General features: G+C 53.0%; 9 protein-coding genes. 2 read left to right on the top strand and 7 right to left on the bottom strand.

Features of this window, described 5'->3' with window-relative positions; all coding sequences use genetic code 11:
- Window positions 1-134: 134 nt before the first annotated feature.
- Together MK110_09635 and MK110_09630 are read right to left on the bottom strand one after the other, a co-directional pair.
- The gene (locus MK110_09635; protein MCH2211553.1) at window positions 135-1745 is read right to left on the bottom strand and encodes a serine/threonine protein kinase; all 1611 of its coding nucleotides are present in this window, start codon (window positions 1743-1745) and stop codon (window positions 135-137) included.
- A 411-nt stretch (window positions 1746-2156) separates the two neighbouring features.
- A complete protein-coding gene (locus MK110_09630; protein MCH2211552.1) occupies window positions 2157-3116 on the bottom strand; it encodes a carbohydrate kinase family protein in 960 nt (319 codons plus the stop codon).
- 362 nt (window positions 3117-3478) lie between these two features.
- Between MK110_09630 and MK110_09625 the strand changes: the two genes are divergently transcribed.
- A complete protein-coding gene (locus MK110_09625; GenBank protein ID MCH2211551.1) occupies window positions 3479-4498 on the top strand; it encodes a hypothetical protein in 1020 nt (339 codons plus the stop codon).
- A gap of 77 nt (window positions 4499-4575) precedes the next feature.
- On the opposite strand, the gene MK110_09620 is transcribed toward MK110_09625, so the two are convergent.
- Window positions 4576-6795 (bottom strand): efflux RND transporter periplasmic adaptor subunit, encoded by a 2220-nt coding sequence (locus MK110_09620; GenBank protein ID MCH2211550.1) that lies wholly within the window; start codon window positions 6793-6795, stop codon window positions 4576-4578.
- Window positions 6796-6840: 45 nt separating this feature from the next.
- Window positions 6841-7695, bottom strand: coding sequence for an efflux RND transporter periplasmic adaptor subunit (locus MK110_09615; GenBank protein ID MCH2211549.1), 855 nt, complete (start codon window positions 7693-7695; stop codon window positions 6841-6843).
- 240 nt (window positions 7696-7935) lie between these two features.
- Here MK110_09615 and MK110_09610 point away from each other — a divergent pair, with 240 nt between their 5' ends.
- The gene (locus MK110_09610; GenBank protein MCH2211548.1) at window positions 7936-9939 is read left to right on the top strand and encodes an HlyD family efflux transporter periplasmic adaptor subunit; all 2004 of its coding nucleotides are present in this window, start codon (window positions 7936-7938) and stop codon (window positions 9937-9939) included.
- A 138-nt stretch (window positions 9940-10077) separates the two neighbouring features.
- On the opposite strand, the gene MK110_09605 is transcribed toward MK110_09610, so the two are convergent.
- From MK110_09605 to MK110_09595, 3 genes are all read right to left on the bottom strand, one after another.
- Window positions 10078-10965, bottom strand: coding sequence for an alpha/beta fold hydrolase (locus MK110_09605; protein MCH2211547.1), 888 nt, complete (start codon window positions 10963-10965; stop codon window positions 10078-10080).
- Window positions 10966-11062: 97 nt separating this feature from the next.
- Window positions 11063-13000, bottom strand: coding sequence for an asparagine synthase (glutamine-hydrolyzing) (gene asnB, locus MK110_09600; protein ID MCH2211546.1), 1938 nt, complete (start codon window positions 12998-13000; stop codon window positions 11063-11065).
- Between the two features lies 1 nt (window position 13001).
- On the bottom strand, window positions 13002-14138 hold the full coding sequence (locus MK110_09595; GenBank protein MCH2211545.1) for a glycosyltransferase: 1137 nt from the start codon (window positions 14136-14138) through the stop codon (window positions 13002-13004).
- Window positions 14139-14323: the final 185 nt, after the last annotated feature.

Raw genomic sequence — 14323 nt, 5'->3', positions numbered from 1 at the left:
TTTTCGGGTGACGCTGTGCGAGGCGTTGGATCCTGACCGCGGGTCAGGCCAACACTGACACCGCAGCGGCCTGGGGGGAACAAGGCTCTCACCTGCCGTGTAGGATGTACTTAAGTTCCCGGGTGCGCTGAACCTCAGCTGAATACCCTGTGCAGATACTGGTTTCTGTCAGACAGAATTCGGCAGGCGTCGCTAAGTGTCGCTACCGTCGCAAATCGATGTGCTGGTTCTTTTTCCAGACATCTTCTGACGAGATCACGCAAACCTGAAGGTGATTCCGGAAGCTGATCGATGGGCGGATCTTTTTTTAAGTGGTCTGACAAAACCTCTTTCACATTCCGTGCGGTGAATGGAGGGGCTCCTGTGATGCACTCGAAAATAAGACAGCCAAGGGAGTAGATGTCCCCGGTCATATCTGTGACTTCTCCCCGAATCTGTTCGGGAGACATATAGTAGGGGGTTCCGATCAGTTGTGTGTTGTCGGGTGAATTGCCGGATGTTGTCGTCGTTGCGACGCCGAAGTCAAGAATCTTGACAACCTGACTCAGGCCACCTGTTTCGGCCAGAAATACGTTTGCCGGCTTTAGGTCCCGATGCACCATTCCTTTACGATGTGCTTCCTGAAGTCCATCACACAACTGTTCCGTTATGCGCAGTGTTTCTTCCACCGACAGTCTCTTTTGAGTCCGCAGCAGACTTCGCAGGGTCAAACCTTCCAGCAACTCCATGACACAGTAGAAGTCACCGTGATCGGTGCGTCCGTAGTCAAAAATGCGGACGGTATTCCAGTGAGTCAATGTTGCTGAGAGCTGGACTTCCTGTTCAAACCGCGCAACTGCGATTTCGTCGGCAGCCGATTCAGGCTGGATCAGCTTAATTGCCGCCGGCCGCTTCAGCAATCGGTGTTCGCCCCGGTAGACAACGCCCATACCCCCGCGCCCGATCTCTTCTGTGAGTCGGTACTGGCCATACTGGCGGGCGGCTTCCACGTCACGTCTCAATTCAGAGACAAGATGCGACCCCAGTGCGGCAACGACTGCCATCGAAAGGGTGAGAGTAGGGATTGCGTAATTGAATGAATCATAAAGCCGGAGTTGCGGGTCCAGACGAATATGAATCAATGCTGCAACTGTCGGCAACAGGGCAACACAGCAGCCGACAATGGCCGTTCGTTGCCATGTACCGGGTATGAATATCCCGTAGATTGCAATGAGCAGGCAGGTGACGAGTGCGACAGTTGCTCGTATCGCCGGAATCATATCCGGTGCGTCAAGTCGTAGCTGGAATTCAGTTCTGAATGTTTGCAGCACGACCATCTCGATAACAGGCACGGCCACTATCAATAGTTCGATTCTGCGTAACGACCCCACAGAGATATGACCGGCGAAGCGCAGAAACAGCATAAGGGAAATTAAAAAGGCAATTGCCAGTGTTCGGAACCAGATGCTGCCTGGCATTAACCCAAGATTTAACGCCATGCTCACGGCAACAACAGTCATCACGGCGATCAGGCAGGCGCCGACAATCAATAAGCGTTTCCGCAGGAGTTGCCGAGTTCCTTCTTCAAGTCGAAATGCTAGTGCGACCGACGGATTTCGTGACTGAACATCGAGGAGTGCCTGTGTTTCACGGGCAGCGTCTTCCGACGAGACCGCATTCATGTACAGAATGTGGTTTGGATCCGTGATGGCGGTTGCGTCAGGATCAGAAGATTGCGTGCGGAACGTGTTGTTTGTTTCGGACAACTTTGTTTTCCGTATGGGCGGTCAATGACCAACTTACTTGCTCATCGGAAACACGTATTCCGGTTGTCGGCAGACAACCGGCAAAAAGTCCTGGGTGAGTCAACAACTCGAAACCTAAGCGAGCAGAACGGTGGACAATAGTCCAATGTTTACGCAACCAAGATTAGGAAATACAGGTGTTGATTAAATATCTTCCGACTCCGGATCAGTATCAATATGAGCTCAATCCATCGTCATTTACTCACGCTACTCTGCGCACATGTTAATATACGTTGTGCAGAGTCCTATCCGAGGAACTCCAGGTGCCCTAATTTATGATTCCGGGAATCCGTAAAATTAGTGTTCCTGATTCGATAGATTTGACGTTCTAAAGCACTAATTGGACCCGGAAACCGGGTTTCGGCTGCGCGATCAGGCATGTGCCAGCTGCAACAGTGATGTCAAATCTCCCAGACCGTTGACAGCACCAGTTTGGGTCACGGAACACGCACCGGCAGCTGCAGCCAGTCTGCCGGATTCCTCAATTGACCTGCCACGGACGAGCCCCGTGATCAGGCCGGCGTAAAAACAGTCGCCGGCACCGGTGGTATCAATGACCACGCCTGGTGGTGTCACGGGATCGATATGGATCCATTCGCCATCTGCCGGGCTTAAAATTGCGCCCTGATTACCCAGTTTAATGCCCAGGAGAGCATTTGGAGCATAGCGACGATAAAATTCGATCATTGATCGGGGATCTCGCTGTTTTGTTTGTGACTGTGCTTCGATCAGGCTGGGAATGTAGATATTGACATGAGGCAGAATTCGGTTGAGCGGCGTCATGGAGCCACCTCCACCCGCCGTGTCCATTGCGATTTGACAGCCCGTCCCCTGCAGCTGTCGGAAGACATCTGAAAGTTCGTTTTCCAGTGCCGGCATCAGGGCGTAGTAACCGAAAAGAGCGTACTGGCACTCTTTGAACACCTCTAATTTCTGCTCGATCATGCTGCGGTTGAAGCGTTGAGACGCACCTGCATGAAATAAAAAAGTGTGTTCTCCGTCGTCACCGCCGACAACAACAGTAACACTCGATGGCCGACCTTTCATGGTGACCAGATGTGAAGTCTCAACACCTTCTTCGGCCAGACGTTCCCGAAGAAAACGTCCCCACAGATCATCACCCACGCAGCCAAAAGCGCTGGTCCTGAGTCCAAGACGGGTCATGGCCATACCGCTGTTTGCCACGATGCCCCCTGAACCTGGAAGAATGGGATCAACATGCCCGATGGGGAGTTCGATCAATGGTCGGGAGCGATCTACGGTGGATACAGGAAGATCAACGCAGATTTCTCCGCAGACAATGCAGTCAATTGCCCTGGGTTTTTCAGCCATTTTATCGTTCATCAGATTCGGAATTGTTCAGCCTGACTGAATACGATCTTTCGGAACCCGGGGAAAACAGATTCGGCAACATCCCATACTCAGCATTCTGTACGGCAACCAGTGCATGTGAGTTACCGTTTTCCGCATTTCTGAGCAATCGGTCTGAATGTTTCTTTCGCCTGCCTGCTTCGGTTGTCTATCCGGCATCTCGTGTCCTTCCGGACACCGGGAATAAGTAAATCAGTCCTAATCAGCAGTGCAATTATAGCCGGCAATTGTAGTCGTTCGACACGGTTATAATCAGCCGGTAGGATGATTTAAGCGCGTATGAATTTGTTCACAATCCATTGAGCGACCTGTTCTGACCCGACATGAAGAAGACACTGGACGAAAAACTATCCCGAATCGCTGCAGATCCGTCGGTTGACGATTTCATTCTGGCAGATGCCAAAGATGGAGACATGGGCTTTGGTATCGGAGCTCCTGGAATGAACACAGGCAATGACCAGGATCAGTTTCCGTTTCAGAGTCTGGAGCAGTACCGTGAGTCCATGCGCCGGATTACCGCGCAGGGTCTTGTGGATATCATGCTGATGAGTGCCAGCACCAGTGAACAGCTGACGATTATCGAACGGCAGTTCGATGACAGTTCTGTCACTCCGGCAGTGCGTGCCAATGATTCCACGGACGTCTGGCTTGGAATGAGCGGTAGTTACGGCAGTGAACCGTCACGTGCCTTTCGTTCGGCCACGATTGAGCAGATCCAGTGTGGGCGGATCGAATGTCCGTCCGATGAGCTTCAGACCGGTGCGGACCTCGGTCTGTATTCCGTGACTTTTAATAATGATCGGGATCTCGATCTGGAAACCGCGGAAAAATATCGTGAATTTCGAATCGAAGCCGAACAAAAGAAATTTCGTCATTTTCTCGAAGTGTTTGCTCCAAATGCAACAGGCAACAGGACTCCCGACGACATTCCCCGATTCGTGAATGACTGCATCGCACGTTGTCTGGCCGGAGTGACGCAGTCGGCCCGTCCGCTTTTTCTGAAGATGCCGTATTTTGGTCCGGCGGCAATGGAACAGCTTACCCATTACGATCCACGCCTGATTCCTGGCATCCTGGGGGGACCATCGGGGACAACGCATGACGCTTTTCGGATGCTTTGGGAAGCAAAAAAATACGGCGCACGAGCTGCACTGTTCGGACGTAAAATCAATATGGCTGAAGATCAGCTGGAATTTGTCACCGTCCTGCGTGCACTGGCGGACGGGCTTATTGCACCGGATGAAGCTGTTCGGGACTATCACGCCCGACTCAAATCCTCCGGAATCGCTCCCCATCGGTCTCTGGACGATGATCTGTTGTTAACTCAGCTGAAACCGGCATGAATCAAAGACTGTCATTGGTGTGGTTGGTTGTGACCATGTCGGACGAAGCGTAAGTCTTCGGAAGACCGGCGTCCTGTTTACAGTCGAAAATGAACGGTCTTGCGAATCCACCGGTACAGCCAGCTGCCCAGGGAACGACTGGAGATCACGACACGGGCGCGTCCCCGGAGGCCGCTGACAAACAGACCTGAATCACGATTAAGGATAACACGCGCCTTCCATGCAACGCCGGTCAGACGTTCACGTCCTTCTTCTGTGACTGTGGGCAGTGGGCCACCTGTCTTGTTGGAAAGAATGGAAGGCACATAGGCAACAGCCTGTGCAGACAGGTCAGTCACATCGCCTTCGTAGACCTGGTTCGGCAGGTGATCAAATTTGATACGGACCGGGTGCCCCGGCTGCAGATCGTTACGATCGGACTGGTCAATGAACAATACCGCTTCCAGGCGGTCATTCGGGGCAATGCTGCACAGGTGAGTGTTCGGAAGCAGTAAGGCTCCGAGATTGTGGGTTTCCAGTGGATTTCCGTACCATTGCTCCAGAGAGTGATCGTCGCTGGGTTTTTGCTCCTTTGGCTGGACTTCTGCTGAAACAATGGCTCCACTGACGGGGGATTTTAGGATCAATCGCTCATGTTGCTGAAGAGCTTCACGCTGTTGATCGAGCCTGCTGGCAAGAGCATTCTCAGCGAGCTGCTTTTGAGCCGGGTCACGCTGAATCACAGCGTTGCGTCTGCGCTGTCTCTGAACTGCAATCTCCACTTCCAGTTCCCGCAAACGATCGTCCAGTTCCGGACTGGTCAGAGTCGCCAGGACCTGATCCTGACGGACCTGGTCACCTGACTGTACGCGAATTTCACGGAGTGTTCCTGCCGTCTTTGTATATATGTGTTTCACATCGTGCGGCTGGATCATGACAGCAGCCTGAATGTACAGGGGAACCGGAATTTGAGAGACAGCCAGGACGACTGTTGCCACGACAAGAGCTGATACTGCCATTCGTTTGCGGCTTAATTGTTTTGACCGTGGAACTCGTACCATCGTCACCACCCGATACAGAAACTGTCCCACCATCATGCTGATAGAAAATACACTCAGCATCACTCCCAGATTTTGCAGCCGATACGGCTTCAGCACCGTGTAAAGAAATATTCCGATCCCGACCATCACGAAACCGCGATAGATCCCGGAACCAGCTGCGAACGACATCAGCCACGCTTTGCCTCGCTCCGGTTCAAACGGATCGGGTCGAGGTTCAATGCCAAAGCAGTTCCATCCTATCCAGTTGAGGACTGCCTGTGATGACCGCTGTTGCAGATTGGGGATCTCCAGGAAATCACTCAGTAAATAATATCCATCGAACCGCATGAGTGGATTCATATTAATGATGACTGTACTGACTGATGTGACGAAGAACACATTCAGTGCCAGATGATGCAGCAATCCGGGTTCGGTATACCACCAGCAGAATAATGCGATTGCCGACAGAAATACTTCCACATAGATGCCCGCAGCAGCGATTGCGATCCGCTGCCATTTGCCGGGCAGCATCCAGCTGTCTGTGACGTCGCAGTAAAGCGTCGGGCTGAAGACGAGCAGCATCACACCAATTGAGTGTGACTCGGCTCCGCAATGGTGGCAGGTAAAACCGTGTCCAAGTTCATGAAAGACCTTGACCACCGCGATTGTCATTGACAGGTAGAGAAGATTTGGCCATCCAAAGAACTGCTGGAATTCCGGCATTTGTCGCATCGCCACATGGAAGTTAATCGCCAGCAGCCCCATGGCAGACACGACAATGCCGATCACGGTCAGAATTGCCAGGGGATGAAAGATCCAGCGGATCCAGGGATAACCGCGTCTCAGAAACGGTTCGGGATAGACACCGGGCAAACGCAGAAACAACAGACTCATTGTTGCAGAAAACAGTTTTTGTCGTTGGGTTTTCTGTCGCTGTCTGTTGATGCCTTCGGCCTGCCCCCTGCGCTGACTGACAACCAGTCGTTTTTCATGAAGGTCACTGACGAGACTTTGAAGATCCGTCAGACCCCAGTGTGCGTAAGGGAATTTCTGCTGCAGAATCCTTTGCAGTTCTTCCAGTGTGCGTTTTCCGTCAAGCAGCGTCAGCAGCAGATACTGTTCCTCTCTCAGTCGATGGTACCGCAGTGAAACCGGATCTTTGACAGTCCAGTAGGGACGTCCCCGAAACTGCATCGATGACATTTTCAGATCGTTACGCATACACAGCGGAATCGATCGCCGCATTGTCGGCTGCATGTTTTGCGTCATCAATGACATGCCGGAACCTGATTCACGCTGTGTTTTTCAGACACGTTTGGACGTTCAGTCGACCGGAACTTCGATAACAGCGTCCGTTCCCGCCAGTAAAAGGCCATTCTGATTATCAACTTCCACCAAAACCCGAACCGTATTGACTTCTGCCAGGACGCCAATGAAAAACACGGTGCCCTTAACATTTGGTTTTTCGGAATCGATCGCCGGATTGGGGATTTCCGGAATAATGTTGACCTGTTGTCCCTTCTTCAGGGAACGCAGTACTGGAATTTCAACAAACGCCTCAATATGGACTTTTTCAGTACTGTGGCACTGCAGCATGGCTTCGCCGACCTGCACTGCTTCTCCGGGGGACTTGAACACACCCGAAACGACTCCGTCTATCGGAGCCACTATTCTGTAGCTTCTGACCAGTGCGGCGGCTTCATCACGACGAAGCTCATTCAATTCGAATTCGTGAATCGATACTTCTGTCTCCAGTCGGCTGCGTTCTTCTTCCAGTCTCAGCTTTCGCATTTCGATCCGCCGAAATGTATTTGGCTGGATTCTGTTCGATTCCTGCGCAGCCTCGTATTCTGCAAGAGCTACATCTGCAGCGGCCTGTGCGTAACGTATGTTGACATCGTTTTCGGTTTGTTTGGTCGCCACAGCCAGTGTTGCCTTTGGAACTGACGCATCCAGTTCAGCCAGCAGCTGTCCTTTCGTGATCCGGTCCCCTTCGCGCACGTAAACACGGGCAACAATTCCACTCTGTCCGCTGGCCAGCAGGGGGTGATCGACCAAAAGAATCTGGCATTCAGGGATGCTTGTGACTGCCGGACTGTTCTCAGCAAACGTATCGGATTCAGGGTGTACGAATATGCCTGCAACCGTCAAAACAATCGCAATGGATGAGTACCTCAAGGATTGTCTCCCGTCATTCGTTAATTCGACGAATTTCGCGTTCTAACCCGTAAAAAACGTATTAACTTCAATCGCGCCAGGCTGCAGATGCGATTATCGGCAGCAGATCTAGGACAGAAATTCCTCAGAGCAGGATCAAAGACTTGACAGGGTCGATGTTTGGGAAAAGATGAATTAGCGGTCTCTGCTGCTGTTTCACGACTGGTGTTCGTTCGTTTTTTTCTGCGTAGTTCCGGGTTTATGTCCGACGTTAAAGAAACTAGCTACGCTGATCCCGACGTCAAGGCAATTCCTGATGCTTTGCCGGACGAGGGTTTACCGCCGCAACGATTATGGCAACAGTTTCTGCAATCAGGGCTTGAGACGCTTTCTGCTGAGGCGGGAGTCCTCTGGGTCATTCCGGCGGATTCCGACAGACTGGTTCCGCAGGGAATGTGTGGAAACGCACAGTTGCGGCAGGCAATTGTCGGGCGCGATACACACCAGGTTGCTCACGTGCTGCAGTCGGCGGCCACCAATGACGTCGTGTTGCATCATACGGATGCCGGCGAAAGTGACCCGTGGGCTGACCGTTCCATTCTGGCCCTGCCTGTACATCATCAGGGGGTGCTGTACGGGGTGCTTGAATATATTCAGCCTTCCGGCACTTCGGATTCTGCACTGCAGGAACGCCGACAGGAGCTGGAATCACGATTGCGGCAGACCGAAAGAAATGCAGGTGAATCCGGAAAACGGCAAACACCAGTCGACGACCCGTTCTGGCCGGAGTTCGAAGAATTTAGCTACAACATTCATCGTTCACTGGTGACTTCAGAAGTTGCGGAAGTGGCAGTCAACGACGGTCGTCAGCTGCTTCGCTGTGATCGACTGTCGATCGCTGTACTGCATGGCAGGAAAACCACGATTGCTGCGGTTGCCGGTCAGGATCTGGTGAACAGACGATCGGAGCAGGTCAGGTCTCTGTTACAGATTGCCAGGGAATGTGTGTCTGTTGGGGAGATTATCGAGTTTCGAGCCGACCGATCTGAGGTGACTCCTCATCTTCTTGAAACGCTGTCGCATCATGTCGAGCTTTCAGCAGCAAAATTGATGCTTGCCATTCCTCTGTATGCGCCCGCATCACGACGTCCGGGAGAAGACAACGACCCGCGCAGCGAGCCGATTCGGCGCGTCGTCGGCTGTCTGCTGGTTGAGCAGTTTCGGCAAAGCCGGCTGGAACCTGATCGTGAACATCGCATTCAGGTCGTCGCTGACGCTGCCGGTGCAGCACTGGCGAATTCGTTATCTCAGCAGCAGATATTCTTACTTCCCACCCGACGACTGCTGGGGAAAGGCCTGAATTACTTCCGGGGGCGGACGCTGGCAAAAACTCTGCTGATACTGGGGCTGATCATGGCCGTTGCTGTGGCCCTGGTCGTCGTCCCCTGGGAATATCGGGTTGAAGCTGAGGGACGGATTATGCCGGAAACCCAGCGTCACATTTTTGCGCCATGGGACGGGGTTGTTCTGGCTGTTAGTGTGAACAATGGTCAGCGGGTTTCTCAGGGAGACGAAGTGCTCAGGATTCGCAATGATCAACTCCATGCCGAACTGGTGGCCGCTGAAGATGACCTGAACGAAAAGCAGCAGCAGGTGCTCACACTTCGGTCGAAGATCACCAACGCAGCCCGTGGACCAACAGATGAAGACACCGTACAGCTGAAAGGTGAACTGGCTGAGATTCGTCTGCAAATCAACGGACTCAAGAAACAAATTACCATTCTGAGACAGCGTGAGGATTCGCTTCGTGTGACGGCTCCCATCGATGGAGTTGTGGCAACCTATCAGCTGGATGAAAAGCTTCGAGATCGTCCGGTCACCCGTGGCGAACATCTTTTGGAAATTATGGATGACACCAAAGACTGGGTCCTGGAGCTTCGAATGCCGGAACACCGGATGGGACATCTCCTGAGAGCAGCCGGTTCCAGCGAAGGAAAGTCGCTCGACGTAGAATATGTCCTTGCAACGGATGCGTCAGGAACGTTCAGCGGGCATCTGAACCGTGCCGATATCGCATCACGATCTGAAGTAAAATACGATTCTGAGGTGGTGGTTCAGATACAGGTCGACATCGATAAATCCGAATTGCCGTTTCAGCGGATCGGAGGCGAGGCGACGGCAAAAGTGGCCTGCGGGAAACAGGCGCTGGGGTATGTTCTGTTCGGCGATGTCTGGGAGTTTATTCAGCGATTTGTGTGGATCTGAATCTCACTGCGAAGTTGAACGGCGAACCTGACTTGGATCTGATAAAGCAGAAGGCGGAACCCTGGACACGTATTCCGATTCCGATGCGTTGTGGCCGGGGGATCGCGTCCGGAACAGGGCTGCAGTTGCGTGCAGAGACTACATGATCGGCTGAGGTTCCCGGTCCGGATCAAACTTTCCGTATTCCAGAAATGAAGCGATTGCCTGTACACAGCGTCTGTCGGACATCAGAAACGAATGAATCACGGGCTGTAGCATAAAATCGGCTGCTCCCGTCAGACGCGCACTGCGAACCGTGACCGTCGAGTCATTGTCACCTCGCAACAGAGGATTGAAACCCCGGACGCGGCCTCGTCCTCCGGCGATCACTCCGAATTCGAAGTTGGGGGCCGGAAGACCGGCAATCAGGCCGCTTTCTTCAGACGTCAGCTGTTGTCCGGCCGGTCCGTACAGCATTCGGTAAAACACGTTTTTGTGGAATCGGTCCGCTATTTGTGCACCGTGATTGGGAACGCCGAGAAGTACTGCTCGACGAATTCTGTCATCACAACGGTCCCGCAGGTAATATCGCAGCACCAGACCGCCCAGGCTGTGAACCACGAGATCGATTGATTTGATCCCTTCGAGTGACTTAATCACCCGGGACAGGCAGTCGGCGGCATCGGGGATCGACCGGCGAGTACTGGGATAGTCGAAAGGCACGATTGTGAAGTTATGCGTCTGCAGCCTGCGGGCCAAAGAATCAAAGGAACGCGAGCTGCGAATCAGGCCATGTACAAGAATAACGGCGTGACCGCTCATTTGCGGCAATTGATTTTTTTCACGGACAGTCTTCAGAATCGTACTGCATTGTTCAAGACTGCCGGACGCGTACCGATGGTTGTCAGGATCCAGCAGCCGGTAGTGATCCGAGAATGCATTTTCCTGGATCCGCCAGCCTCGAAAGAAACTGACGTCGCTCCAGAACTGGCGTCCGCCCAGAGTCTTTGCCCAAGAGGTTTTTAATGTTTGGATAATTCCCGACACGGCAAACTTTCGCGGTCACTGACTGGAGACATCACTGGTGAGATTTTCCGGAAGTCCGGTTCGTGATGCTTGAGGTCCAGGGATCCATGCCTGCGGGTTACAGCGAACTCGGTGCGGACATCGGTGGCGTTTCATCAAGATACATGCACTGCCAAAGTTCCAGACACAGCAGATTCCATAAACGATAAGCATGATCAAACACGCCGGTGACGTGTTCGTCAATTAATCGCCGGACAACATGTCGCTGCAGAAGGCCGCGATCTGTTGCCTTCTGACTGAGCAGCACGTCATACAGCAGTTCTTTGAGCTCATTTCTGAACCAGTGATCGATTGGCACTCCGAATCCCATTTTTGGGCGGGACTGAATATCCTGAGGAATCAGATCCGCAAACGTTTCGATCAGAACTCGTTTTCCCTGATTCATTGACTGCTTGACTTCCAGAGGCATTCGGGCCGCAAGCTCAATCACCTTGTGATCCAGCATCGGGCTGCGGCATTCCAGACTGGTGGACATGCTGGCAATGTCGACTTTGGTCAGCAGATCTCCGGGCAGGTAGGACACCAGATCAGTCGCAGTGGTCCGGGTCACAAAATCACGATCGGGACAAAGGCGATAGGAATCGAAGATGTGCTGAGCCGGGTCCTGGAGTTCAGTGAGTCCGCGCAGCTCTTCGCTTACCAGTTCGAGCAGCTTGTCGTGATTAAAAATACTGATCCAGTTGAGATATCGGCGTTCCGGGTCCTGAGTCAGGGTTTCCAGTAATCGTTTGAGCCGCCTTCGAAATGATTTTTGACGTACGTTAGACGGGAGTAGTCCGGCAACCATGCTCAGCAGATTGCGGACCGGACCGGGAATCATATCGAGCCGTCCGGCAATCCGAACGGCTCGATAACGATCATAGCCGCAGAACAGTTCGTCGCCGGCATCACCAGTGAGTGCTACCGTGACGTGCTCTCTGGTCATTCGCGACAGATACATCGTTGGAATTGCGCTGCTGTCACCGAATGGTTCGTCATAGTGCCAGATCAATTGTGGCAGCATCTCCATTGCATCCGGTGCCACCACTGATTCATGATGGTCCGTGTTGAGCATCTCCGCTGTTTGCCGGGCGTAAGCACGCTCATCAAATGCCTTGACCGGAAATCCGATCGAGAATGTTTTTACGGGCTGGTCGAGTTGCGACTGCATCAAACCACAGATCACTGTGGAATCAACTCCGCCGGACAGAAATGCTCCGAGCGGCACGTCACTGCGAAGTCTCAGCCGAACTGCTTCAGTGAGTTCAGAACGGAGTTCGTCCTTCCAGTCGGCGACTGAATTGCGGCTGAATTGCGGCTGGTCATACGGAGCAGACCAGTAGGACCATTCACGGTATTCGCCGTGCTGCACGACGGCGATATGGGCGGGCGGAAGTCGACGATAACCTTTCAGTATCGAACGAGGTGCCGGGACATACTGCAACGTCAGAAACTCAAGGACACTGTGGCGGTCCAGTTCACGAGAGATTCCAGGAATCTGCAGCAACGCTTTGAGTTCGCTGGCGAAAACAAATCGATCATGGTCTCTGCGGTAAAAGAGAGGCTTTTGTCCTGCGCGGTCGCGTGCAAGCACCAGACGCTGTTGGTTGTTGTCCCAAATCGCCAGGGCAAACATGCCGCGCAGGTGCTTTACAAAATCCAGACCAAACTGTTCATAAAGGTGGACAATTACCTCGGTATCGCCGTCGGTGCGGAACTGATGAGAACCGGTCAGTTGCTGTCGAAGTTCGCAATAATTGTAGATCTCTCCGTTGAACACGATTTGAATACTGCCATCTTCGTTGCCCATGGGCTGAACACTGCCACCGACGTCGATGATGGACAGTCGACGGTGTCCGAGTGCGACTCCCGTCGATGACGGCGTTCCGCTACCGGTAAAGAAATGTCCATCGGCATCCGGACCACGATGGCGAATTGCATCCGTCATCTGCTCCAGGACGGGGCGTTTGATTTCTGCGGCTGAGTTCCACCAGACAGCTCCTGCAATTCCACACACGCTATCGGTCCTCCGAGAAGATTGCGGAACCTCGCTGCGAGTTCTCAACAAGTCGCTGGTAGAGATCCTGATGACGCTGCACGAGGGCCATCACACTGTACTCTCGTGAAATCGTTTCCCTGGCTGTCTGTCCAAGCTGACTGCAGTGATCCTGGTCGTCGAGACATCGCAACATGGTCTTTGCCAGCAACGTGGTGTCGCCCACCGGAAACACCAGACCGTTTTGTTCGTGTTGAATGAGTTCCCGATTTGGAGAGATGTCACTGACCACACAGGGCAGTCCACAGGCCATTGCTTCCATCAGACTGTTCGACATTCCTTCAAAAGCGCTGGGCAGACAAAACATGGCCAGGTTCGGAATCAGGCTGGCAGCATCATCACGATGGCCCGTAAAAAATACCTGGTCGCGTCTGCCCAGATCCGTGGCAAATTTTGCCAGACTGTCACGCTGCGGGCCGTCACCGATGAGCACCAGTCCAAGGGGAACTGTAACCGCCTGTTTGAGCAGGTGAAACGCCCATATAAGATCGCGGAGATTCTTCTGTGGAGCCAGACGCCCTGCGAACCCAATCAGTCGATAGTCGTCTGAGACACCGATTTCCCGATGCAGTCTGCCTGGTTCTGCTGCCGGCAGTTCAGCGACACCGTTCGGGATGACGTGCAGGACGTTCGCTGCGATACCGATTTCGTCGCGATAGAAATCCGCAACACTCTGTGAGTTGGCTGTCATCACATCCATACGCCCGGAGAGTTTTACGTCAAGAGACTTTTGCCAGTCGCTTTTCCAGCTGTCCACGCACCGCTCAGAAACAATCAACTGAGAGCCTGCGGGACGAACACCTGGCAGTCTGACGTATGAATTGGCAGCAAAAATACAGGACTGGATGATGTGCGGCCGGATCGCTTTCAGTCGTGAGTGAAGGCGGAACCAGGTCAGTGGATCGAATCGGAATCGTTTTCCGAGTACATGGACCGGAATTCCGTGATCCCGCATCACCTGTGCATAGTGTCCCCCCCGATTTAAAGCAATCACATGGGGTTCATATTCGTCACGAGGCAGGCCCGTAGCCAGCAGAGTCAGTTGGCGTTCGGCACCGGACTGATCCAGTGTGGGAATCACGTAGACGATACGAATCACAAATGTGCCTGGTCAGTGTGAAAGGGAGCTGCGGATGGAAATGCAGGAGAACCATACCGGATGCTACAGCAGGTCGCATCACAAGACCCTCCGTTTCTGCCGCAGGATCATCTCTACGCACAATCCCTGGCTTCAGTTGGACGAATCGATTGTCGCTGCGGCACAGCGGTTACTATTATTATTCG

Origin of the sequence: Fuerstiella sp. (assembly GCA_022447225.1) — a bacterium.
Lineage (GTDB): Bacteria > Planctomycetota > Planctomycetia > Planctomycetales > Planctomycetaceae > S139-18.
The sequence above is the reverse complement of the archived record's forward strand: the minus strand, read 5'-3'. Positions and strand labels throughout refer to the sequence as shown.

Bases quoted from the DNA above. Each gene is read 5' to 3' on its own strand.
- MK110_09625 (MCH2211551.1), top strand. From the start codon at position 3,479: ATGAAGAAGACACTGGACGAAAAACTATCCCGAATCGCTGCAGATCCG.
- MK110_09610 (MCH2211548.1), top strand. From the start codon at position 7,936: ATGTCCGACGTTAAAGAAACTAGCTACGCTGATCCCGACGTCAAGGCA.
- MK110_09620 (MCH2211550.1), bottom strand. From the start codon at position 6,795: ATGTCATTGATGACGCAAAACATGCAGCCGACAATGCGGCGATCGATT.
- MK110_09630 (MCH2211552.1), bottom strand. From the start codon at position 3,116: ATGGCTGAAAAACCCAGGGCAATTGACTGCATTGTCTGCGGAGAAATC.